Origin of the sequence: Catellatospora chokoriensis, assembly GCF_011297315.1 — a bacterium.
GTDB lineage: Bacteria > Actinomycetota > Actinomycetes > Mycobacteriales > Micromonosporaceae > Catellatospora > Catellatospora citrea.
In genome coordinates, this window is the sequence record NZ_JAAOTI010000042.1 from 1 (window position 1) to 20,774 (window position 20,774).

Below are 20,774 nucleotides of genomic sequence, written 5' to 3' on the forward strand. Positions count from 1 at the left end.
CCGGTAGAGCCGCACAGCGCGCTGGCGCAGCTCGTCCGGGTACTTGCGAGGGGCGGGCACGAAAACCTCCTGGTCAGGGTCTATCAGACCATGATCGAAAGTCTCCGGGTTATCGGGGGAACCTCAGACCCGCTCGTCGGCACTGGCCAGGCTGAACCGGCGTAGTGCGTTCACGGCCCCACGCGCCTGAACTTCGTTTACAGCCCCGCCACCCCAGGAAGTCGCCAGCCACCGGTAGACCGCGTCCGTCGCCGCAACCTCCCACGGTACGCCGTCAGGATCGAGCACGCTCAGCAGCCACAGCATCGGTCGCGCCAACCCGGCAGGCGTCAGCTTGTCAGCCTCTTCCACCGACAGCGACAACGTCGTCGACACCGGCCGCGCGTAGTCATCCGGCAGTCCCGAGTCGGCCAGCAACTCCGACAACCTTCGGCCACGCTCACCCAGCAGCCTCCGATACGTAGCCACATCCATCCTCTCGTTGGCCATGAATGCACCCGCGTGCGCCAGCGCCAGCGGCAGCCACCGCAGATCCGCAGCCAACCCATCGACCTCGGCCAGATCGGCACCGGGCACCTTGCCCACCAGATAGCCGCGTGCTTCGGCAGCGGTAAACATCCCGATCTCCATCTGCGTGCGGCCAGGCGCTGCCAGCGACGCCTCCCGCCGGCGCGTAGTCACCAGGACTCGGCCCGCTGGCTGCTGCGGCGGCCACAACCCCTGCACAGCGTCCAGATCATCCAAACCGTCGAGAACGACCAGCCATCGCCGACCTGACACCTGCAGCCACGTCAGGAACCTGCCCGCCGCCTTCTCGCTGTCATCCGTGCCACCCACACCGACCTCGTGGGCAGCCTGCGCGTACGCCGCCACGATCGCATCACGCGATGACGCGGCCACCCATACGAGCAAATCGACCGACCGCCGACCACGCCAGGACCGCAAGCCCCACAGGCGGCGCACTGCCCAGGCCGCCAGCTGTGACTTGCCCGCCCCACCCAGCCCGAACAGCACCACGTCGCCGTCGTGGGCGAGTGCCGACGATATGCGCGCACCCACCTCACGCACTTGAAATCCGAACGCCTCCCCTGGGATCACGCCAGACTGCCGCGGCCATCCGGCAGCGTCCGCCCCCGGCACTACGGAGGACAACCGTTGCACCGCCACCGCTAGCACCACCAGCAATGCCGCCAAACCGCCAGCGACATACCCCATGACCCCAAAGTCCCTGGCCCAGGCCCACTCCGGCGGCAGCAGTCCGGTCACGACATTCGTAGCAGCTCCCAGCAGCAGACCCGTTAACGTTGCGAGGCCTGCGAGCACCGCCAGCACCCACACCAGAAGCGGACGACTGCGCCCAGATACCCCACCTGTCACGCAGCCATGATCCCAACCGCACGCGGCCCGACCCATCCGCCGATCATCCACGCATATATAGATCACATAGCTCCGTCCGGGTATTCGAGTTCGATCGACAACGGAGGGATGCTCTAGAACGACCGACGATGGCGGTACTCGTTTCGAACGCTTCCACGCGCCTTCGGCGGCGATCCGGGACGGCGCGTACGGGCAACGCAAGGCACGTTGGTGCTTGCTGCCGTCTTCGGAAGCAACCGCAGGCTGGGACTGACCCGTCAAGCGGGCCTGGGCGACGTCACACTTGTGACGATCTCGTGACGCTTTGCGCGACAGGCGCGGACATCACGTTGGCAGTTTCGGGCGGTGCGAACAGAAAAGACTCCGCCATCAGCCATCACAGCGCAGACGCGACCGCGCGCATTGTGGGCGGACACCGCCAAAGGCGCCTGCATCGTGCTCGTCGTGCTGTGGCATGTGGTCATGAAGGACTACCTGCAGGTGGATTGGCACATCGGCATCCCCCTGCCCGGTGCCTGGGGCACTCTCGGGGAACAGCTGCTCCCGCTGAGGATGCCCCTGTTCTTCACCATTTCCGGTGTCTTCGCGACCACCGCCCTGGCCCGGACCTGGCGACAGACCGCACGATCGCGCGTCGCCAAGTTCCTCTACCTGTACGCCGCCTGGCTGCTGATCCACACCGTGCTCCTCAGCGCCGTGCCGGACTTCGCCACCGCCCGTGCGGACTCGGCCCTCGCCCTGCTGGAACAGCTCACCATCACACCGTCGAACCTGTGGTACCTCTACGCCCTCGCGGCCTACTTCGTCATCGCCAAAGCGCTGCACCGGGTGCCACGCACCGTGGTGCTCACCGCCGCCGCAGCCCTGTCGGCGATCACCGCGGCGGGCGTGCTCGCCACTCCCGGTGATCGCGGCGGTCTGTACCAGAACCTGGTGTTCTTCCTCGCGGGCGCCTATTTCCGGCCCGTCATCGAGCGCTGGGCGGAGACCGTCACCAGTCGCCGGATCGTGCTTTCCTTCCTCGCGTACGCGACCGCGCTGGCCGCCATGGCCGCAGCGGGTGCGCAGCGCTGGCCCGGCGTATGGCTCGCCGTCGGCCTCGTCGCGGTGGCGTTCGGGGTGACCGCAGCCGCCCGCCTCTCCCGAAGCCCTGCCATCGGCGGCCCGCTCGCCGCACTGGGACGCCGCACCCTGCCGATCTACGTGATCCACATGCCGGTGCTGGCCCTGCTGCACCTGGCGCTGCACGATCCGATCTCGAACCTCGGCTTCACCGGCCAGATCATCGCCGCGCTGTGCTATCCGGTGGTGCTGTCGGCCGTGGTTATCGCACTCTGCCTGCTGATCCACTGGGTGCTGCTCGGCCTGGGCGCATCGTGGCTGTTCGACCTGCCGCGCAGGCGTGCCGGGGCTGGGCTCGCCCCAGCAGGACCAACCCAGATCGCCGAGGCGGGACCAGAAACGGCGCTGTCCGCTTCGCCGATGCCCGAATCCGAGCGGCCCCGGCCGTCGGAAGTCGGATCAAGGGGCGGGGCGTGGGTTCACAGGGGGCCGAAGCGGTAGCCGAAGCCGCGGACCGTCTGCACGTACACCGGGGTGGTCGTGTCGTCCTCGATCTTGGCGCGCAGGCGTTGCACGCAGGCGTCGACCAGGCGGGAGTCGCCGAGGAAGTCGTGCTGCCAGACGGCTTCGAGCAGCTGGTGGCGGCTGTGCACGCGGCCGGGTGTGGCCGACAGGGTGAGCAGCAGCCGCATCTCGGTCGGGGCGAGCCGGACGCGCCGGCCGTGTTTGCCGACGCAGAGCGAGGCCCGGTTGATGCTCAGCGCGCCGTGCTGCTCGGATCCCTCGGGCCGAGCCGATCTGCCCGAGGTACGGCAGGCACGCCGCAGGACCGCGCGGATGCGTGCTTCGACGATCCGGGCGTGCACCGGCTGGACCACGTAGTCGTCGGCGCCCGCCTCCAGGGCGGCGACGACGTCGATGTCGTCGTCGCGGGCGGTCAACACGATGATCGGCAGGTCGCCTTCGTCCCGCAGGTGGCGGCACACGTCGAAGCCGTCCATGCCGGGCAGTGCGAGGTCGAGCACGACGACCTGGGCGGCGAACGTGCGCAGCCGGGCGAGGCCCTGCTCGCCGCTGTCGGCGGTGTCGACGGTATGGCCGTGCCGGGTCAGGGCCAGGCGCAGCCCTTCGCGGGCCGGGCGATGGTCGTCGATCAGGAGTACGCGAGCCATGGGCACGGAACCGTTTACGCGCACGCGATGGTGACGCCGGGCCCGCTCGGCGTCCGCCGGAGGCCGCGGCCGAGCGGATGTCGTCGCGGGCGGAATCGTCGGGGGAGCGGGGTGCGCACGTGGTTCATGGGGACAGCCCACCGCATGTCCTGTTAGCGCGGCATGAGCTGGTTCGCTCACACGGTGCTCACGTCTTGACCGCGAGCGGGCGGCGTCCGGAGTGCTCCGGACGCCGCCCGCCGGGTCACTTGCCGGACTCGCTGGAGGAGGCTCGGTCCGGTGCGTGGCCGTGGCCGCCGAGGACGCCCGCCTCGGCCGCCTTGGTGATCGCGTCTGCTTCGACCTGGGTCAGCTTGCCGGCCTTGACGGCCGCGGCCAGCCGGTCCTTGAGCTGCTGCGCGCGGTCGGCGGTCTTGTCGCCGGTCTTGTCACGGGCCTTGCCGTCGTGGCGCAGCTGGGACTGCACCTTCTCCAGCGCGGCCGAGACCTTGGCCTGGTCGACGCCGAGTTCCTTGGCGAGGGCCTCGGCCAGTTTCTGCTGATGCTCGGCCCGCTGGCCGCCCGTGTCCTTGCCTTGCGACGAGGTCGCGGTGGACGTGGATCCGCTGCCTTCGGCCGCCCATGCCGTGGCGGGCGCCGCGATGCCCAGCGCCAGTACACCCGCTGCTCCGGCCGTGACCAGGGTCTTCTTCGAGAACTTCATCATGGAAGCTCGCCTCCTTGGGATCGGTGAGCTTTCGACGCTGACGCGATTTCCTCGGCGAAGCGCCCAGGCAACCTCCGACAGTCCTGGCAGCTGGACGCGACGGTGTCGGTTCCGTGCCGGGATGCGTGGATTGTGTACAGGCGACGTCCAGTGATCACAGGCGGCGCACAGCGGGCACGTCGGTCTACGCGGTCGCCCCGGCGAGCACGTCCTCGATGCGGATCGGCAGGCGGCGGTGGCGTACGCCGGTGGCGTGGAAGACGGCGTTGGCGACGGCCGCAGCGACGCCGACCATGCTGACCTCGCCGAGGCCCTTCACCCCGACCGGGTGGAAGCGCAGGTCGGGTTCGCCGATGAAGTCGACGTCGAGGGTGCCGATGTCGGCGTTGACCGGCACCGGGTATTCCTCGAGGCTGGCGTTGAGGAAGCCGCCGTAGCGGGGGTCGACCTCGCCGGCTTCGCGCAGGCTCGCGCCGATGCCCCAGACGATGCCGCCGCGCACCTGGCTGGCGGCGGTGACGGGGCTGGCGACCCGGCCGCAGTCGGCGACGCTGACGACGCGGGGCACGCGGATGCGGCAGGTCGTCGGCTCGACGCGCACCTCGACGAAGTGGGCGATCCAGCTGAACGTGCTGTATCCGGGGAACTCCGGCCCGGCGATGACGGGGTGACCCTGGCGGGCGCGCTCGGCGTCCTGCTCCGTCTGGCCCGGCCCGAGCGTCGCGGCACGAGCCTCGACGGTGTCGCGGCTCGCCGCGCGGACCGCGGCGGAGACGTCCACCGGGCCGCCGACGTCCGCGCCGAGCTGCTTGCGCAGTTCTCGCAGCGCCGCGTGCACCGCGCCGAGCGCGGAGGCGGTGCCCCAGGACCCGGCGGTCAGGTGCTGCGTGGCGACCCGGGTGTCGCCGACGACGATGTCGACGTGCCGCACGTCGATGCCGAGGTCGTCGGCGACCAGGAGGGCGATGGTGGACCGGATGCCCTGGCCCATCTCGTGCCCGTCGACCTCGACGCGGACCCGGCCGTCCGCGCCGGCGACCACGTGCGAGGTGGCGGGCACGATCGACGCCGGGTACGCGCCGACCGCGACGCCCCAGCCGACCAGCGAGCCGTCTTCGGCGCGCATGCTGGCCGGGCGCTGCCGGCGGGCGCTCCAGCCGAACGTCTTCGCGCCGCGGCGCAGGCACTGGGCCAGGTGGCGGGACGAGAACGGCTCGCCGCTGACCGGGTCGACGGTCGTGTCGTTGGCGAGGCGGAATTCGAGCGGGTCGCGGTTGGCGGCGTAGGCGAGCTCGTCGACGGCGGACTCGAACGCGAACGCCGCCGGGTGCTCGAACGGGGCGCGCATGAAGCCGGGGGTCTGGGTGTCCATGCGGGCGAAGGTCTGCCGGCCGCGGAAGTCGCGGATGCCGTACAGCCGTGCGGTGATCTCGTTGTACATCAGCGGGAACAGGTCGTGCCGGGAGGTCTGGTGCTCGACCTCGTGGATCGCGGCGACCATGCGGCCGTGCTCGTCGGCGCCCAGCCGGATCCGGTGCCGGCTCGCGGGCCGGAAGCTGGTGTGGTGGAACAGCTGCGCGCGCGACACGACGAGCTGGACCGGGCGGCCGAGCCTGCGGGCGGCCACGGCCAGGGGAGCGATGTGGATCTGGAGCGAGTTCTTCTGCCCGAATCCGCCGCCGGTGTACGGCGAGACGACTTCGACGTTCGCGGCGTCGATGCCGAGCTGCTGGGCCAGCCCGTGGCGGATGGCACCGGCGCTCTGGGTGCCCTCGTGCACGACCAGGGTGTCGCCGCGCCACCAGACGGTCGCGCCGATCAGCTCCATCGGGTTCTGGTGCTGCGCGGGCTGGTCGTAGGTGGCGTCGACGTGCAGCGGCGCGGCCGCGTACGCGGATTCGGCGTCCCCGACGTCGATGTCGGCCAGGAACGGCAGCGGGATGGCCGTGGGCTGGGCGATGCGCTCGACGCCGGGGGAGTCGAGGGTGGCCGCGAACGGCTCGGTCTCGTAGCGGGCGCGTACCAGGTTCGCGGCCTCGGTCGCCGCGGTCAGCGTTTCGGCGACGACCAGGGCGATGGCCTGGCCGCGGTAGGCGATGCGGTCGTCGAGCAGCGGCTGCAGGCTCTGCACGCCGTAGCCGCCGCCCATCACGAACCCGGGGGACTGCAGGTCCAGGTGGTCGAGATGGGAGAGCACGAGCAGGACGCCGGGCACCGCGGCGGCGGCGGAGACGTCCAGTTCGGCGATGCGGCCGCGGCCGATGGTCGCGGTGGCGAGCGTGGCGTGGGCGAGCTGGTCGGGGTGCAGGTCGGTGGCGTACAGCGCGGCGCCGGTGACCTTCTCGCGGGCGTCGACGCGCCTGGTGTCGACGGGCTGCGTGTCCTGGGCCCGGGTGTCCACGGGCTGCGGGCTCATGCGGCCGCCCTGCTTCCGGCCAGGCGCACCGCGTCGGCGACGGTGCGCGTACCCAGCTCGATCTTGAACGCGTTGGCGCGGCCCGGCCGCGCGCCGGCGAACGCGGCCTCCCCGGCGGCGCGGGCGCTCGCCTCGGTGATCGTGTTGCCGCGCAGCGCCTGCTCGGCCGCGGGCACCCGCCACGGACGGGTGGCCACGCCGCCGACGGCGATGCGGCACTGGCCGACCCGGCCGTCGCCGTCGAGGGTCAGCGCGACCGCCGCGGACACCAGCGCGAACGCGTACGACTCCCGGTCTCGGATCTTCAGGTAGGCCGACCCGCGGCCCGCCGGGGTGACCGGCACCCGCACCGCGGTGATGATCTCGCCGGGTTCGAGGGTGTGCTCGTGGTGCGGGGTGTCGCCGGGCTCGCGGTGCAGCCGCGCCAGCGGCAGGCTGCGGGCCCCGCCCGGCCCGAGCACGTCCACCTCGGCATCGAACGCGACCAGCGCCGTGGCCCAGTCGCCCGGATACACCGCGATGCAGTGCTCGCTGCCGCCGAACAGGGCGTGCGAGCGGTCGAGGCCTTCCTGCGCGGCGCAGCCGCTGCCCGGCCGGCGCTTGTTGCAGGCGAACGGCTCCCCGCCCCGGAAGTACGGGCAGCGGGTGCGCTGCAGCAGGTTCCCGCCGAGCGTGGCCATGTTGCGCAGCTGCTGCGACGCCGCCCGCCACAGCGACTCCGACAGCGCCGGGTAGTCGCCGCGCAGCCGGGCGTCCTCGGCCACGTCGGCCATCCGCGCGCCCGCGCCGAAGACCAGCTCGGTGTCGCCGGAGGTGTCGAAACCGGCCAGGTCGGCGACCCGGTGCACGTCCACCACCGCCGACGGGGTCTCGATCTCCAGCTTCATCAGGTCGTACAGCGTCGTGCCGCCCGCCAGCAGCCGCGCCCGCGGACCGGCCGCGGCCAGCGCGCCGACGGCTTCGGCGACGGTCTCGACCTTGGTGTACGCGAACGGGCGCACGGCTCAGCGCCCCTGCTCGGCGACGGCCCGGACCGCGGCGACGATGCCCGCGTACGCGCCGCACCGGCAGAGATTGCCGCTCATGTACTCGCGCACCTCGTCGTCGTCCCCGGCGTGCCCTTCGGCCAGGCAGGCCAGCCCGGACATGAGCTGGCCCGGGGTGCAGTAGCCGCACTGCAGGGCGTCGTGGTCGATGAACGCCTGCTGCAACGGGTGCAGCTCGCCGTCGGGCCCGGCCACGCCCTCGACCGTGGTCACGTCGGCGCCGGTCACCTGCACCGCGGGCGTCAGGCAGGACACCACCCGGCGGCCGTCGAGGTGCACCGTGCACGCGCCGCACTGGCCGTGGTCGCAGCCCTTCTTCGGGCCGGTCACGCCGAGCCGCTCGCGCAGCACGTCGAGCAGTGACTCGCGGGTGTCGACGCGCAGCCGCACCGGCTCGCCGTTGACCGTGCACGCCAGGTCGAGTTCGTGCGCCGAGCCCGCGGCGGTCGAGGCCGTGGCAGCCATTTCGCCTCCCGGTGCCCCCGCCGCCCGCGCACCCGGTCGGCGCTGCGGTCCGCACGGCGGCCACATCACCGGATTTTATGACAAATCCGGCTACCGGGTGCCGTTACCGAGACACGGCCGGGCTCACGCGTGCAGGCTGCGGCCGCCGTCGACGACGACGCGCTGCCCGGTGACGAAGCCCGCGCCCTCGCCGGCCAGGAAGGCGACCACGTGCGCGATGTCCTCCGGCGTGCCCATCCGCCCCGCGGGCACCGTGGCCAGGTAACCGTCCACGGAGGACCCCTCGTGCCGCTCGACCGGGATCCACCCGGGCGCGACACTGTTCACCGTGATGCCGTGCGGGGCCAGCTCGCGCGCCCAGGCGCGGGCGAGGCCGATCTGCGCGTTCTTCGCGGTGGCGTACGCCGACCAGCCCGGCTGCGGCCGGTCGGCGACCTCCGAGTCGACGTGCACGATGCGGCCGTAGCCGCGCGCGGTCATGCCGGGCGTCAGCGCCCGTCCGAGCAGCACCGGACTGTGTACGAAGAACGCCAGCTGCGCCTCGAACGCCGCCCGGTCGGCGTCGGCGATCAGCGCCTCGGGCTGCGGTCCGGTGGCGTTGAGCACCAGCACGTCCACCGGGCCGAGCTGCGACGTGATCGCATCGGCCAGCCGGGTCACGTCATCGGCGTCGGTGACGTCCGCCGGGAACGCGGCCGCGGTGCCGCCTTCGGCGCGGATCTCGTCGACCAGCTCGGCGAGGGGCTTCTCCTGGCGGCCGTTGACGGCCACGGCCATGCCGTCGCGGGCCAGCCGCCGGGCGATCGTCCGGCCCAGGCCTCGGGAGCTGCCGGTGATGAGGGCTACGCGTGTCGTCACGGGCGCGATCATGCCAGGGCGGCGCGGGGCGGCCCGGTCAGGCCCGCAGGTCGACCACCAGGCGGAACAGGTCGGCGCGCAGCCAGGAGTGGGTGACCTCGACGGCACGGCCGGTGCGTTCGCTGTCGGTGCGGCTGGCGATCCAGACGACCTCGGTGTTGCGGGGCAGGTCCAGGATCTCCCGGACGGCCGGTGGCGGGGCCGTGATCTCGGCGCGCAGGGCGTGCCGCCGCGGGCGCAGGCCGTAGGCCTGCTCCAGGGTGGTGAACAGGGAATCGTGCCGGGGCAGGGCCTCGTGCAGGCCGGGCACGAGGTCGCCGGCGAGCCAGCTGGTCTTGCACAGGGCCCGCTGCCCGTCGACCCAGCCGACGCGGTGCAGCACCAGCACGTCCACGCCGTCGCCGAGGTCCTCGGGTGGGGCCTGCGCCGGGGCGTCGACGACCTCGGCCCGTGCGCTGCCGCCCGCCGCCCGGACCACCTGTGACCAGCTCAGCGCCGACTGTGGTGTGACGGTCATGTCGTAGCGGCGGCTCACGAACGTGCCGCTGCCGCGCCGCCGGCGCACGACCCGCCGCTGCTCCAGCTCGTCCAGCGCGGCCCGCGCGGTCAGCCGGTTCACGGCGTGCCGGCGGGCCAGCTCGTGTTCGGACGGCACGCGCGCGCCCGCGGGTTCGGCGGACAGCTCGCGTTCGAGCCGGTCGGCCAGCACCAGGTAGGTCGGGACGTCCATCCGCACATCCTAAGGCGGGCTAGACAGGACGGCTGCCCGTTGCGGCAGCCTTCTTCCTGGCTGCAACCGGTGTTCACATTCCGTCAACCGCCCGCGTGGACAGTCAGCGCCGAGGTTGTCTACACAAGCTTCTCGGAGGACGGCACCATGCGCGTGATCATCGTCGGCGGCGGCATCCTGGGGCTGATGCAGGCCCGGTCCGCCGTCCGGCGCGGCCACGAGGTCGTCCACCTCGAACGCGAGGCCGGGACGCGCGGTGCGAGCGTGCGCAACTTCGGCCTGGTCTGGGTCTCCGGCCGGGCCACCGGACCCGAGCTGGACCTGGCGCTGAGCGCCCGGCAGCTGTGGGAGGAGATCGGCCGCGACGTGCCCGGCGTAGGCTTCCGCGCCAACGGCTCGCTGACGGTGCTGCGCACCCCCGCCGAGCTGGCGGTCGCGCAGGAGGTCTGCGCCCGGCCCGACGCCGCCGAGCGCGGCCTGCGGCTGCTGGAGGCGGACGAGGTCCGGCGGGTCAACCCGGCGGTGCGCGGCGAGCTGCTGGCCGCCGTGCTGTGCGAGCGCGACGCCGCCGTGGAGTCCCGTCAGGTGCCGCAGGCGCTGCGCGACGCGCTCGCGGCCACCGGCCGCTACCGGTGGCTGCCCGGCCGGGAGGTCCGCGAGCTGTCCGGCGGGCCGTCGGTCGTCGACCACCTGGGTGTACGCCATGACGCCGACCTCGTCGTGCAGTGCACCGGGGCCGCCCACACCGGACTGTCCGGCACGCACCTGTCGGCCGCGCCGCTGCGGCGGGTGCGCCTGCAGATGATGCAGACCGCGCCGCTCGACGAGCCGCTGACCACGTCGCTGGCCGACGGTGACTCGCTGCGCTACTACCCGGCCTGGCAGACGCCCGCCCTTGCCGCGCTGCCGCCGCAGGCCCCGGTCGCCGCGGCCGGCAAGATGCAGCTGCTGCTGGTGCAGCGCCTCGACGGCAGCCTGACCATCGGCGACACCCACGAGTACGCCGAACCCTTCGCCTTCGACGTCGACGAGCGGTACTACGACTACGTGCGGGCCGTCGCCGAGCAGCTGCTCGGCCGGACGCTGCCCCCGATCGTGCGCCGCTGGGCGGGCGTGTACTCGCAGACCACCGACGACGCCATCTACCACCGGGCGCAGCCCGCGCCGGGCGTGACCGTCGTGACCGGACCGGGCGGCCGGGGCATGACCCTGTCCCCGGCGATCGCAGAGGAGACCTTCGCGTGAACCACCCCTGGACCGAACTGCCCCGACTCCGGCTGGCCTGCCTGGACATGGCCGGCACCACCGTCAGCGACGGCGGCCTGGTCGAACGGGCCGCCTCGGTGGCCCTGGCCGCGCAGGGCGTCGAGCCCGGCACCAGCGGGCACGCCGCCGGGCTGATCGTCGTGCGCCGCACCATGGGCATGTCGAAGATCGTGGTGTTCCGGGAGATCTTCGACGGCGACGAGGCGGCCGCCCAGCGCGCCAACGCCGCATTCGAGCAGGCTTACGCCGACCTGGTCGGCGCGGGCGAGGTCAGCGCCCTGCCCGGGGCCGCGGAGGCGATCGCCGCACTGCGCGAAGCCGGCGTCGCGGTCGTGCTCACGACCGGGTTCTCCCGGCCCACCCAGGACGCGATCATCGACGCCCTGGGCTGGCGTGACCTGGTCGACCTGGCCCTGGTGCCCGGCGACGGGCTGCGCGGCCGGCCGTACCCGGACCTGGTGCTGCACGCGGCGCTGCGGCTGGGCGTCGACGACGTGCGCGCGATCGCCGTGGCCGGCGACAGCGTCAACGACATCGGCTGCGGCGTCCGCGCCGGGGCGGGTGTCGTCGCCGGGGTGCTCGGCGGCGCGCACGGCCGCGCGGACCTGGCCGCCGCGGGCGCGACCCACCTGCTGGCCGCCGTGGCCGAACTGCCCGCGCTGCTCGGGCAGCCATGACCGGCGGTTCCCGGCGGCCCCGCGCCGTCGCCGGGAGCCGCGCGGCCGGTGACTTCGCACACGATCCGTGCACGTCGCCTGCCTTGTTCAGTCCGGCGCGGGGGATTGATGTCACGCAGTTCAGCTCACCGACACCCCCGGCGTGCCTACTGGGCTCGCCTGCACACCCGACACACCTGGGAGACCAGCAGATGCACTCCGTATTCTCCCGCCGGACCGGCCGCGTGGCCGCCGTCCTGGCGCTGTCCTTGACCACGGCCCTGGCCGCCGCCGCGTGCGGCGCGAAGGAGGAGGCGCCCACCACCCCCGCCGGCGTGGCCGCCGACAAGGCCGTCTCGCTGTCCGACTTCGGCGGCATGGACGGCCTGATCGCCGCCGCCAAGAAGGAGGGCCAGCTCAACGTCATCACGCTGCCGCCGGACTGGGCCAACTACGGCGAGATCATCGACACCTTCAGCAAGAAGTACGGCATCAAGGTCAACAGCGACAACCCGGACGGGTCCAGCTCCGACGAGATCACCGCGGTGAAGACCCTCAAGGGCCAGGACCGTGCCCCTGACGTGCTCGACCTCGGCGTCGCGTTCGCCATCAGCGGCGCGCAGGAGGGCCTGTTCGCGCCGTACAAGGTCGCCGCGTGGGACAAGATCCCGGCCTCGCAGAAGGACGCCGAGGGCCGCTGGTTCAACGACTACGGCGGCTACGTCTCGATCGGCTGCGACGCCAAGCGCATCGCGGTCTGCCCGCAGACCTTCGCCGACCTGAAGAAGCCCGAGTACAAGGGCAAGGTCGCCCTCAACGGCAACCCGACCAAGTCCGGTTCGGCGATCGCCGCGGTGTACGCCGCGTCGCTGGCCAACGGCGGCTCGTTCGACAACATCCAGCCCGGCATCGACTTCTTCGCCGCGCTGCACAAGTCCGGCAACTTCATCCCCGTCGAGTCCACCCCGGCCACGGTCGAGAAGGGTGAGACCCCGATCAGCCTGGACTGGGACTACCTCAACGCCGGCTACGCCAAGCAGTTCGCCGCCAAGGGCCTCGACTGGAAGGTCGCCATCCCCGCCGACGGCAAGTACGCCAACTTCTACTCGCAGGCCATCAACCTCGACGCGCCGCACCCCGCCGCCGCGCGGCTGTGGGAGGAGTTCCTCTACAGCGCCGAGGGCCAGAACCTGTGGCTGAAGGGCTTCGCCCGCCCCGTCCTGCTGCCCGGCATGATCACCGATGGTTCGGCGCAGGCCGACCTGGTCGCCGCGCTGCCGAAGGTCGACGGCGAGCCGAGCTTCCCGACCCCCGCGCAGAACGACAAGGCCAAGGCCGACCTGGTCGCCAACTGGGCCAAGGCCCTGGCCGGCTGACGATGCCGACCGTCGCCACGACCGTGTCCCCGTCCGTGCCCGACACCGCCCCCGCGGTGTCCGGCCGGGCGGGGGCCCGCCCCCGCCGCAGCTCCGCTTCCCTGGCGGCGCTGCCGCTGCTGGTGTTCGTCACCGTCTTCTTCGGGCTGCCGATGGTGGCGGTCGGCGTCGGCGCGGTCACCGTCACCGACCGCGCCACTGACACGACCACGCTGACCGCCGACAACCTGACCCGGTCCGTGCGGGGCGCCTACCTCGACGCGCTCACCAGCAGCATCAACCTGTCGCTGATCACCGCAGCGCTCGGCGTGGTGCTCGGCACGCTGCTGGCCCAGGCCGTCGTCGCCAGCCGCCTGCCCGGCCTGCGCAACCTCGTCGTCACCGCGTCCGGCGTGCTGGCCAACTTCGGCGGCGTGCCGCTGGCCTTCGCGTTCATCGCCACCCTGGGCATCTCCGGCGTGATGACCGAGCTGCTGCACCTCACCGAGGCCGGCTGGAGCCTGTACACCCCGGCCGGACTGGCCGTGGTCTACCTGTACTTCCTCATCCCACTGATGGTCCTGGTCATCGCCCCGGCACTGGACGGGCTGCGCCCGCAGTGGCGGGAGGCCGCGGCCAACTGCGGCGCCACCGGCTGGCAGTTCTGGCGGCTGATCGGCCTGCCCGTGCTCGGCCCGTCGCTGCTCGGCGGCTTCGTGCTGCTGTTCGGCACCGCGTTCGCCGCGTACGCCACCGCCGCGGCCATGGTCGGCAGCGTGCTGCCCCTGGTCACGCTGCAGATCGCCGACGCGCTGTCGGGCAACGTCCTGATCGGCCAGGAGGGCGTCGCGTCCGCGCTGGCCCTGGACATGGTGCTCGTGGCCGGGCTGGTCATGGCCATCTACCTGCCCCTGCAACGACGGAGCGCCCGATGGCTGCGCTGACCCGCCGGACCCGCGTCTGGCACGGCCTCGTCCTCGCCGTGTTCGGGCTCTACTTCGCCGCCCCGCTGGTGGCGTCGTTCGTGTTCACCGTCGACGTGCCCGGGCAGGGCCTGACCGGCCAGGCGTACGCGGACATCCTCAGCGCGCCCGGCTTCACCGACGGCCTCGGGCTGTCCCTGCTGCTGGCCGTCGCCACGATCGTGCTGGTGCTGGCTCTGGTGGTGCCCGCGATGGTCGCGGTCCGGCTGCGGCCGGGGCGGCTCGGCAGCGTCATCGAGGTGCTGTGCACCCTGCCGCTGGTGGTGCCGCCGATCGCGTTCGTCGCCGGGATCGGCTCCATCCTGCGACTCGGCCCCGAACGGCTGTCCGACACCCCGCTCTACCAGACCTTCCTGGCCGTGCAGGACGAACGCTTCCCGGTCGCGCTCGTGCTGTCGTACACGGTGCTGGCGCTGCCGTTCGTCTTCCGCTCGCTCGACTCGGGGCTGCGCGCCATCGACGTGCCCACCCTGACCGAGGCCGCCCGCAACTGCGGAGCGAGCTGGTGGCAGGTGCTCGTCCGGGTGCTGCTGCCGAACCTGCGCAGCTCACTGGCCGGGGCCGCGTTCCTGACGCTGGCGCTGGTGCTGGGGGAGTACACCATCGCCCGGATCCTGACCTTCGAGACGTTCCCGGTGTGGATCGTCAAGGTCAGCGGCAGCGAGGCGCGACTGTCCGTCGCGGTGTCGCTGCTCAGCCTCCTGATCACCTGGTTGCTGCTGCTGGCGCTGTCGAGCGCGGGCACCCGGGCCAAAACCGCGAGCGAGGAATGACCATGACCATCACGCAGACGAAGCCGGGCGCCGGCGTCGAGTTCCGGGCCCTGCGCCGGACGTTCGGCAGCACCGTGGCGCTGGACGGTCTCGACCTCACCGTCGCCCCCGGTGAGCTGCTCGCGCTGCTCGGTCCGTCGGGCTGCGGCAAGACGACCGCGCTGCGGATGGTCGCGGGCTTCGACCACCCGGACTCCGGCCAGGTGCTCGTCGACGGCGTCGACATCGTCGGGGTGCCCGCCGACAAGCGTGACGCGGGCATGGTGTTCCAGTCGTACAGCCTGTTCCCGAACCTGTCCGCGCGCGACAACGTCGCGTTCGGGCCGCGTATCCGCAAGGTCGACGCGGCGACCCGTCGGGCCCGCGCCGACGAGCTGCTGGCGATGGTCGGCCTGCCGACCCAGGGCGACCGGTTCCCGCACCAGCTCTCCGGCGGCCAGCAGCAGCGGGTCGCGCTCGCGCGGGCACTGGCTTTGCAGCCGCGGGTGCTGCTGCTGGACGAGCCGCTGTCGGCGCTGGACGCGCAGGTGCGGCTCACCCTGCGGGAGGAGATCTCCCGGCTGCAGAAGAACCTGGGCATCACGACGATCTTCGTGACGCACGACCAGGAGGAGGCGCTGTCCATGGCCGACCGGGTCGCCGTGCTGCGCGACGGGCGGCTGGAGCAGTGCGCCACCCCGATCGAGCTGTACCACCACCCGGCGACGGCGTTCGTGGCCGAGTTCGTCGGCACCATGAACCGCATTCCCGGACGGCTGACCGGATCAGGCCGGGTCGAGGTCGCCGGGCAGCAGCTGCCGGTCATCGGCGAGCTGCCCGGCGACGCCGCGGTGGACGTGCTGATCCGGCCGGAGGACGTGCGGGTCAGCGCGGCCGCCGACGGACCGGCGCGGGTGGTGACGGTGTCGTTCCTCGGGCCGACCACCCGGCTGTTCGTGGAGCTGCCGGGCGGCGTCGGGATCAAGGCCGACCTCGCCACCCGCCAGGCCTCGGGCCTGGGCCCCGGTGCCGCCGTGCAGGTGGAACTGGCCGAGCACCCGGTGCGGGTGTCGGCGTCGCGCTGAACGTCCGACCACCGCACTAAGGTGCGTTACCTCGGTCCGGTGGAGCGTGGGGAGTCGCGGTGGGTGCGAAGACGGCGTTACTGGCATTCGTCGACGGGGACCTGCGCCCAGCCCTGCTGGGCGCGGTCCCCGCGGCACGGGCGGAGGCCGAACAGGCGGTACGGCGCATCCACCCCGGCTACCAGGTCGAGTGGGACGAGGAGACCACCCTCGACGACACCAACCCGGCCGACGACGTCACCAACGTCGCCGTGCTGGCCGGGGCGGAAATCTTCGGCGACCGGCGGCTGGTCCTCGACCGGCCGTCGGAGCTGCCGCAACACCTGCTCGCCCTAGGTGCGGGCAGGCGGATCGTCATGCACGGGATGCACTCCGCCGTCGACTGGCTGTGCTTCGCGGTCTGGGAGGACGGTCGGCTGGTGAGGTCGCTGAGCCTGTCCCCGGACAGTGGCATCGTGGAGAACATCGGCGAGCCGTACGCGTTCGAGCTGCCCTACTGGGCCGGGCAGTATCCGGTCGAACCGGACCTGAGCTGGCCCGACGACGAGCCCTACCCGCTGCCGTTCCATCCGCTCGAACTCGGCGAGGACGCGCTGCGCGAGCTGTTCGGATTCGTCCTTGAGGGAATGCCCGAACCGGACGACGTCGCGGTCGAGACGGTGCACATGCACAGCTTCCGGGTCACCGACCCGACCGGTGCCGAGCAGGCCGCCCGGCAGGCCGAGTATGCGCAGATACGGGCAGCGATGGGGCCGCCGCGCCTGTTCCGGATGGGACCGGACGGCCGTCTCCACGAGGTGGGCGCCGACGATCTCTGACAGAAGGCGTGGCCGGTGGCGGCCGTCGGGCCACCACCGGCACGGTGCACGGATCAGGGCAGGGTGTACCGGACCTGGTAGTAGCCGCCGTCGCCGACGTAGCTCGCGTAGCTGCCGATGGTGCTGCTGGCCGTGGCGACCATGTCGTCGTTGGACAGGTACGTGGCCGTGGTGTTGCGCAGCGTGGCGCGCATCTCGGAGATCATCGTCGAGGCCGGCTTCCAGAACGAGACCTGGTACTGGTTGTGCATGTTGGTGCCGATCCAGGCGATCTCGCCGGCGGTGAGATCGTTGTCGAAGTCCTCTTCCACCATCAGCGAGATGAGCCGCCAGGTGCTGCTACCCACCCCGCTGACGATCGAGGCGTTCGGGCTGTACGACTCTCCGCTGGCGATCTCGTCGTCCCAGCCGCCGGGGCCCCACTTGCCGAAGGCCGTCGCCCCCGGGTTGGTCGTGCTGGCGGCGAAGACGAGGAAGTACGGGCTGTCGTCACCGACCTCGTCGGTCTCCACGTTGCAGATGACCGTGGCGACCTTCAGCGTGGTGGCGGCCTGCGCCGGGCTGGCGGCGGTGAGGCCCGCCGCGAGCGCGACGCCGGTCAGCGCGCCGAGCACGCCGATCCTGCGGAGGAGGGATGGGGTCTGCATGGGGGGACTCCGTTCCGCCGCGGGTCCGCTGGACCGCACGGCTGCTGTGCCGGGAACGGGCCGGTGGTCCCGGCCGCTGCGCACAGCGAACGCGACCGGGGTTGTGACGCGGTTGTGGTCAGGTTGTCCCGCTGTTCAGCGGCCGGGTGCCGCCGGTCATTCGGCGTCGAGGTCACGCAGGTTCGTCCTGGCCAGTTCGACGATCTCCGAGCCGCGGCCGGACAGGATGGTCCTGGTGGCGTACAGCGTGAAGCCCTTGATCTGGCCGAAGGTGAGCTTGGGCGGCAGGGACAGCTCGTGCCGGGCGGTGCGCACGTCCACCAGCGCCGCGCCGGGGTGTGCGAAGGCCGCCCGGAGCGCGTCCTCCAGGTCGCCTGCCTTGTCCACGCGGGCCCCGAACAGCCCAGCGGCCTCGGCCATCGCGGCGAAGTCGGGGTTGTCCAGGTCGGTGGCGAAGGTGACGAAGCCGGCGGCCTTCATCTCCAGTTCCACGAACGACAGCGAGCCGTTGTTGAACACGACGACCTTCACCGGCAACCGCATCTGGTGCAGCGTGATCAGCTCGCCGAGCAGCATTGCCAGCCCGCCGTCGCCGGACAGCGACACGACCTGGCGGTCGGGGTGCTCGGCCTGCGCGCCGATGGCCTGCGGCAGGGCGTTGGCCATGGACCCGTGGTTGAAGGAGCCGATGAGCCGCCGCCGCCCGTTCATGTGCAGGTAGCGGGCCGCCCAGATACACGGCGTGCCGACGTCGGCGGTGAAGACGGTGTCGTCGGCGGCGAGCCGGTCGATGACGGCGGTGACGTGCTGCGGGTGCAGCGGTGACTCGTCGGCGGCGGACTTCGCGAGGCTGTCGAGCCTGCTGCGGGCGCGCCGGTAGTGGGCGGTCATCCGGTCCAGGTGCGCCGAGTCGGTCTTGGCGGTGAGCCTGGGCAGCAGCGCGTCGACGGTGTCGCGGACCGTGCCGACGAGTGGCACGTCGACGGGCACCCGGCGGCCGATCTGCTCGCCCCGCACGTCGACCTGCACCACCGGCACGCCCTCGGGATAGAACTGGCGGTAGGGGAAGTCGGTGCCGAGCATGAGCAGCGCGTCGCAGTGCTCCATCGCCCGGTAGCCCGAGCTGAAACCGATCAGCCCGGTCATGCCCACGTCGTACGGGTTGTCGTACTCGACGAACTCCTTGCCGCGGAACGCGTGCACGACCGGGGCCTGCAGCGCTCCGGCGATCGCGAGCAGCCGGTCGTGGGCGCCCGCGCAGCCCGCCCCGGCGAGGATGGTGACCCGCTCGGCGGCGTTCAGGACCGCGGCCGCTGCGTCGAGCGCGGCATCGGCGGGCCGGACCAGCGGCGTCACGGGGCGGATCGCCATCGGTTTGGCGTCGGCCGGCGCGTCGGCGAGGAACACCTCCCCGGGCACCACGACGACGGCGACCCCGCCGCGCGCCAGCGCCGTGCGCATCGCGATCTGCAGGACCCACGGCAGCTGGCTCGGGATGCTCACGAGTTCGGTGTACACGGAGCACTCGCGGAACAGGTCCTGCGGGTGGGTCTCCTGGAAGTAACCGGAGCCGATCTCGTCGCGGGGGATCTGCGCGGCGATCGCCAGCACGGGCACGCGGCTGCGGTTGGCGTCGAACAGGCCGTTGATCAGGTGCAGGTTGCCGGGCCCGCAGCTGCCCGCGCAGACCGCCAGCTCGCCGGTCACCGCGGCCTCGCCCGCGGCGGCGAACGCCGCGGCCTCCTCATGGCGAACGTGCTGCCAGGTGATGCCGCCGTCGCGGCGCAGCGCGTCGGTGAGGCCGTTGAGCGAGTCGCCGGGCACCCCGTACATCCGGCGCACGCCCGACGCCTTGAGCGTCGCGACCATCAGATCTGCCACCGTGCGTGCCATCGTCTGCCCTCCCATCGTGCGCATGGACGTGGTGCGGTCCATGTTCGACGGGGGTTCCGCACCATTATCGCCCGGCGCGGCGCGGTTCGTGCATGATTCGGCTGGTCAGCTGAACCCGCTTACGGTGCACCCCGAGCCGGCGGGCGGCCGTGGGTGGACGGCCCGCGCCGGTGCGTGTCCCCCATGGGGCGTGCCGACTGTCTACTGTGGTCGGAGGTCTCGGCGGACACGCCGCCGGAACCGTCACGAAACGGGGTCAACGTGTCCACCCTTCGGATCAACGCGTTCCGGGCGCTCGGCATCGCCGGCTTCGCGCTCGCCACGACGCTCCTCGCCCACGAGGTCGCCCTCGCCGACACCGCGCAGACGTCGGTCGGCCGGCTGACCAGCACGCTCGACGGCTGCAACGACCTCGGTGCGCAGGTGTACGTCGCGGTGACCGGCGGCCTGCCCAACACCGTGTACACCGCGGAAACCGCGCGCGGCTTCGACCACGACGACACCTTCACCACCGACGGCAGCGGCAACGGTCTGGGCTACCTTCACAACGCCTGGGCCGACACCCACCCGACCTGGTCCGGCCAGGCCGTCATCACGGTCACCGCGAACGGGCAGACCGGCACCGTGACGGTCCAGATCAGCTGCCCGGACCCGAAGGGCGAATAACTCCGTCACACGTGTCCTGCCAGCCGTGCCGACGACGGGACGTTCGCCGACGAGGCTCGACACAGCCGCGTCGGCGGACGTCCCGTGTGGCGGCCGCCGAGGTTACGCTGGGACAGTGCCGTTGGGTTGGGGTCGAGCCTTCCTTGGCGCACCTGAGCGGCGCAGCGATCCATCAGCAACTTCATCGGCATCAGTCATCTAGAATTTCGACCCTGATGACCCGTCTGCTTGCGAGAGTGCGCACGGCGCTCGAAATCCCGGTGCTCGTCAGGGAATTTCTTGTCGATCTGAGGAGGCTGATCGGGGTCTCGCCATCTGCGCCTTCAAACTGCTCCGGGTAATCAGCGTCATCGGGCACGTCCTCGGTTCTGTCGGACGTGGCGAACTGCATCGGAACCATAAGCGCACCGGGGGTGGCCGGATCTATGCCCCCAACGTCGAGTGACTTTCCGAGTGCGGCACGGTGGTTTTGCCATTCCATGATCAACCTGACCACCCGCTCGACGATCAGCCAGCCTCCAGCGATGTATGCCAGGGGACCAAGACTGCCGGATGCAGCGGTGACGATCGCTTCAAGGGGGCTCTCCATGCGGAGGCGGACGACCCGTAGCTGAGCCGACCGAGCCAGGCCTCGCCCCGACCGAGGCACAAAGACGACACGGCCACCTGCGGCGGTCTCTATCGCCTGGGCTCCGACTGTGTTGAATGCGCTGAGGTAGGCGGCTGTTTCGTCAAGTCCAGGCAATTCGCCCAGGTCGGCGGTTAGCATCAGCAGCGGCGTCCGCGTCTCCACGGCCATTCGAGTCACTCGGGCATTGAAC

At 71.9% G+C, this 20,774-nt stretch carries 20 protein-coding genes; 9 read left to right on the forward strand and 11 right to left on the reverse strand.

Going from position 1 to position 20,774, the window contains the following annotated elements; genetic code table 11:
- Positions 1–123 precede the first annotated feature (123 nt).
- Positions 124–1,266, reverse strand: a complete 1,143-nt coding sequence (locus HAV39_RS38760; protein WP_191844087.1) for an NB-ARC domain-containing protein — start codon at positions 1,264–1,266, stop codon at positions 124–126.
- Positions 1,267–1,722: 456 nt separating this feature from the next.
- On the opposite strand from HAV39_RS38760, the gene HAV39_RS38765 reads away from it, so the two are divergent.
- Positions 1,723–2,940: an acyltransferase family protein gene (locus HAV39_RS38765; RefSeq protein WP_373311840.1), complete on the forward strand. Its 1,218-nt coding sequence runs from the start codon at positions 1,723–1,725 to the stop codon at positions 2,938–2,940.
- Here the strand turns inward: HAV39_RS38765 and HAV39_RS38770 are convergent.
- The 7 genes from HAV39_RS38770 to HAV39_RS38800 form a co-directional block, all read right to left on the reverse strand.
- Complete coding sequence (locus HAV39_RS38770; RefSeq protein WP_191844088.1) at positions 2,919–3,611, reverse strand: response regulator transcription factor; 693 nt, start codon at positions 3,609–3,611, stop codon at positions 2,919–2,921. The genes HAV39_RS38765 and HAV39_RS38770 overlap by 22 nt on opposite strands.
- A 244-nt stretch (positions 3,612–3,855) precedes the next feature.
- Entirely contained in the window at positions 3,856–4,317 is a 462-nt protein-coding gene (locus HAV39_RS38775; RefSeq protein WP_191844089.1) for a hypothetical protein, read from the reverse strand.
- Positions 4,318–4,501: 184 nt separating this feature from the next.
- Positions 4,502–6,733 carry a xanthine dehydrogenase family protein molybdopterin-binding subunit gene (locus tag HAV39_RS38780; protein WP_191844090.1) on the reverse strand — a complete coding sequence of 744 codons (2,232 nt, stop codon included), beginning with the start codon at positions 6,731–6,733 and terminating at the stop codon, positions 4,502–4,504.
- Positions 6,730–7,734 carry an FAD binding domain-containing protein gene (locus HAV39_RS38785; protein ID WP_191844091.1) on the reverse strand — a complete coding sequence of 335 codons (1,005 nt, stop codon included), beginning with the start codon at positions 7,732–7,734 and terminating at the stop codon, positions 6,730–6,732. Before HAV39_RS38785 ends, HAV39_RS38780 begins: the two co-directional genes overlap by 4 nt.
- 3 nt (positions 7,735–7,737) lie before the next feature.
- Positions 7,738–8,244, reverse strand: a complete 507-nt coding sequence (locus HAV39_RS38790; RefSeq protein WP_203736586.1) for a (2Fe-2S)-binding protein — start codon at positions 8,242–8,244, stop codon at positions 7,738–7,740.
- A 123-nt stretch (positions 8,245–8,367) separates the two neighbouring features.
- Entirely contained in the window at positions 8,368–9,102 is a 735-nt protein-coding gene (locus HAV39_RS38795) for an SDR family NAD(P)-dependent oxidoreductase (RefSeq protein WP_239120879.1), read from the reverse strand.
- A gap of 37 nt (positions 9,103–9,139) precedes the next feature.
- Positions 9,140–9,832 (reverse strand): GntR family transcriptional regulator, encoded by a 693-nt coding sequence (locus HAV39_RS38800; protein WP_191844094.1) that lies wholly within the window; start codon positions 9,830–9,832, stop codon positions 9,140–9,142.
- A gap of 147 nt (positions 9,833–9,979) precedes the next feature.
- On the opposite strand from HAV39_RS38800, the gene HAV39_RS38805 reads away from it, so the two are divergent.
- The 7 genes from HAV39_RS38805 to HAV39_RS38835 all read left to right on the forward strand — a co-directional run bounded on the left by HAV39_RS38805 (position 9,980) and on the right by HAV39_RS38835 (position 16,747).
- Entirely contained in the window at positions 9,980–11,077 is a 1,098-nt protein-coding gene (locus HAV39_RS38805; RefSeq protein WP_191844095.1) for a TIGR03364 family FAD-dependent oxidoreductase, read from the forward strand.
- Positions 11,074–11,775, forward strand: a complete 702-nt coding sequence (locus HAV39_RS38810) for a phosphonatase-like hydrolase (protein WP_275413970.1) — start codon at positions 11,074–11,076, stop codon at positions 11,773–11,775. The genes HAV39_RS38805 and HAV39_RS38810 overlap by 4 nt, the downstream gene beginning before the upstream one ends.
- A 191-nt stretch (positions 11,776–11,966) precedes the next feature.
- The gene (locus HAV39_RS38815; protein WP_191844096.1) at positions 11,967–13,130 is read left to right on the forward strand and encodes an ABC transporter substrate-binding protein; all 1,164 of its coding nucleotides are present in this window, start codon (positions 11,967–11,969) and stop codon (positions 13,128–13,130) included.
- A 2-nt stretch (positions 13,131–13,132) separates the two neighbouring features.
- Positions 13,133–14,053 (forward strand): ABC transporter permease, encoded by a 921-nt coding sequence (locus tag HAV39_RS38820; protein WP_191844097.1) that lies wholly within the window; start codon positions 13,133–13,135, stop codon positions 14,051–14,053.
- Positions 14,041–14,865 carry an ABC transporter permease gene (locus tag HAV39_RS38825; RefSeq protein ID WP_191844098.1) on the forward strand — a complete coding sequence of 275 codons (825 nt, stop codon included), beginning with the start codon at positions 14,041–14,043 and terminating at the stop codon, positions 14,863–14,865. Before HAV39_RS38820 ends, HAV39_RS38825 begins: the two co-directional genes overlap by 13 nt.
- A gap of 2 nt (positions 14,866–14,867) precedes the next feature.
- The gene (locus HAV39_RS38830) at positions 14,868–15,929 is read left to right on the forward strand and encodes an ABC transporter ATP-binding protein (RefSeq protein WP_203736587.1); all 1,062 of its coding nucleotides are present in this window, start codon (positions 14,868–14,870) and stop codon (positions 15,927–15,929) included.
- A 59-nt stretch (positions 15,930–15,988) separates the two neighbouring features.
- Positions 15,989–16,747: a DUF6928 family protein gene (locus tag HAV39_RS38835; protein ID WP_191844100.1), complete on the forward strand. Its 759-nt coding sequence runs from the start codon at positions 15,989–15,991 to the stop codon at positions 16,745–16,747.
- A 53-nt stretch (positions 16,748–16,800) separates the two neighbouring features.
- Here HAV39_RS38835 and HAV39_RS38840 read toward each other — a convergent pair whose 3' ends face one another.
- Together HAV39_RS38840 and poxB are read right to left on the reverse strand one after the other, a co-directional pair.
- Entirely contained in the window at positions 16,801–17,394 is a 594-nt protein-coding gene (locus HAV39_RS38840; protein ID WP_191844101.1) for a hypothetical protein, read from the reverse strand.
- Between the two features lie 156 nt (positions 17,395–17,550).
- The gene (poxB, locus tag HAV39_RS38845) at positions 17,551–19,287 is read right to left on the reverse strand and encodes a ubiquinone-dependent pyruvate dehydrogenase (protein WP_191844102.1); all 1,737 of its coding nucleotides are present in this window, start codon (positions 19,285–19,287) and stop codon (positions 17,551–17,553) included.
- 261 nt (positions 19,288–19,548) lie between these two features.
- Here poxB and HAV39_RS38850 point away from each other — a divergent pair, with 261 nt between their 5' ends.
- Positions 19,549–19,953: a hypothetical protein gene (locus tag HAV39_RS38850; RefSeq protein ID WP_191844103.1), complete on the forward strand. Its 405-nt coding sequence runs from the start codon at positions 19,549–19,551 to the stop codon at positions 19,951–19,953.
- A gap of 190 nt (positions 19,954–20,143) precedes the next feature.
- Here HAV39_RS38850 and HAV39_RS38855 read toward each other — a convergent pair whose 3' ends face one another.
- Positions 20,144–20,752, reverse strand: a complete 609-nt coding sequence (locus tag HAV39_RS38855) for a hypothetical protein (protein ID WP_191844104.1) — start codon at positions 20,750–20,752, stop codon at positions 20,144–20,146.
- Positions 20,753–20,774: the final 22 nt, after the last annotated feature.

Coding starts and splice junctions, on each gene's coding strand:
- HAV39_RS38770 (WP_191844088.1), bottom strand. CDS start 3,611: ATGGCTCGCGTACTCCTGATCGACGACCATCGCCCGGCCCGCGAAGGG.
- HAV39_RS38775 (WP_191844089.1), bottom strand. CDS start 4,317: ATGATGAAGTTCTCGAAGAAGACCCTGGTCACGGCCGGAGCAGCGGGT.
- HAV39_RS38780 (WP_191844090.1), bottom strand. CDS start 6,733: ATGAGCCCGCAGCCCGTGGACACCCGGGCCCAGGACACGCAGCCCGTC.
- HAV39_RS38790 (WP_203736586.1), bottom strand. CDS start 8,244: ATGGCTGCCACGGCCTCGACCGCCGCGGGCTCGGCGCACGAACTCGAC.
- HAV39_RS38800 (WP_191844094.1), bottom strand. CDS start 9,832: ATGGACGTCCCGACCTACCTGGTGCTGGCCGACCGGCTCGAACGCGAG.
- HAV39_RS38805 (WP_191844095.1), top strand. CDS start 9,980: ATGCGCGTGATCATCGTCGGCGGCGGCATCCTGGGGCTGATGCAGGCC.
- HAV39_RS38815 (WP_191844096.1), top strand. CDS start 11,967: ATGCACTCCGTATTCTCCCGCCGGACCGGCCGCGTGGCCGCCGTCCTG.
- HAV39_RS38820 (WP_191844097.1), top strand. CDS start 13,133: ATGCCGACCGTCGCCACGACCGTGTCCCCGTCCGTGCCCGACACCGCC.
- HAV39_RS38825 (WP_191844098.1), top strand. CDS start 14,041: ATGGCTGCGCTGACCCGCCGGACCCGCGTCTGGCACGGCCTCGTCCTC.
- HAV39_RS38830 (WP_203736587.1), top strand. CDS start 14,868: ATGACCATCACGCAGACGAAGCCGGGCGCCGGCGTCGAGTTCCGGGCC.
- HAV39_RS38840 (WP_191844101.1), bottom strand. CDS start 17,394: ATGCAGACCCCATCCCTCCTCCGCAGGATCGGCGTGCTCGGCGCGCTG.
- poxB (WP_191844102.1), bottom strand. CDS start 19,287: ATGGCACGCACGGTGGCAGATCTGATGGTCGCGACGCTCAAGGCGTCG.
- HAV39_RS38855 (WP_191844104.1), bottom strand. CDS start 20,752: ATGGCCGTGGAGACGCGGACGCCGCTGCTGATGCTAACCGCCGACCTG.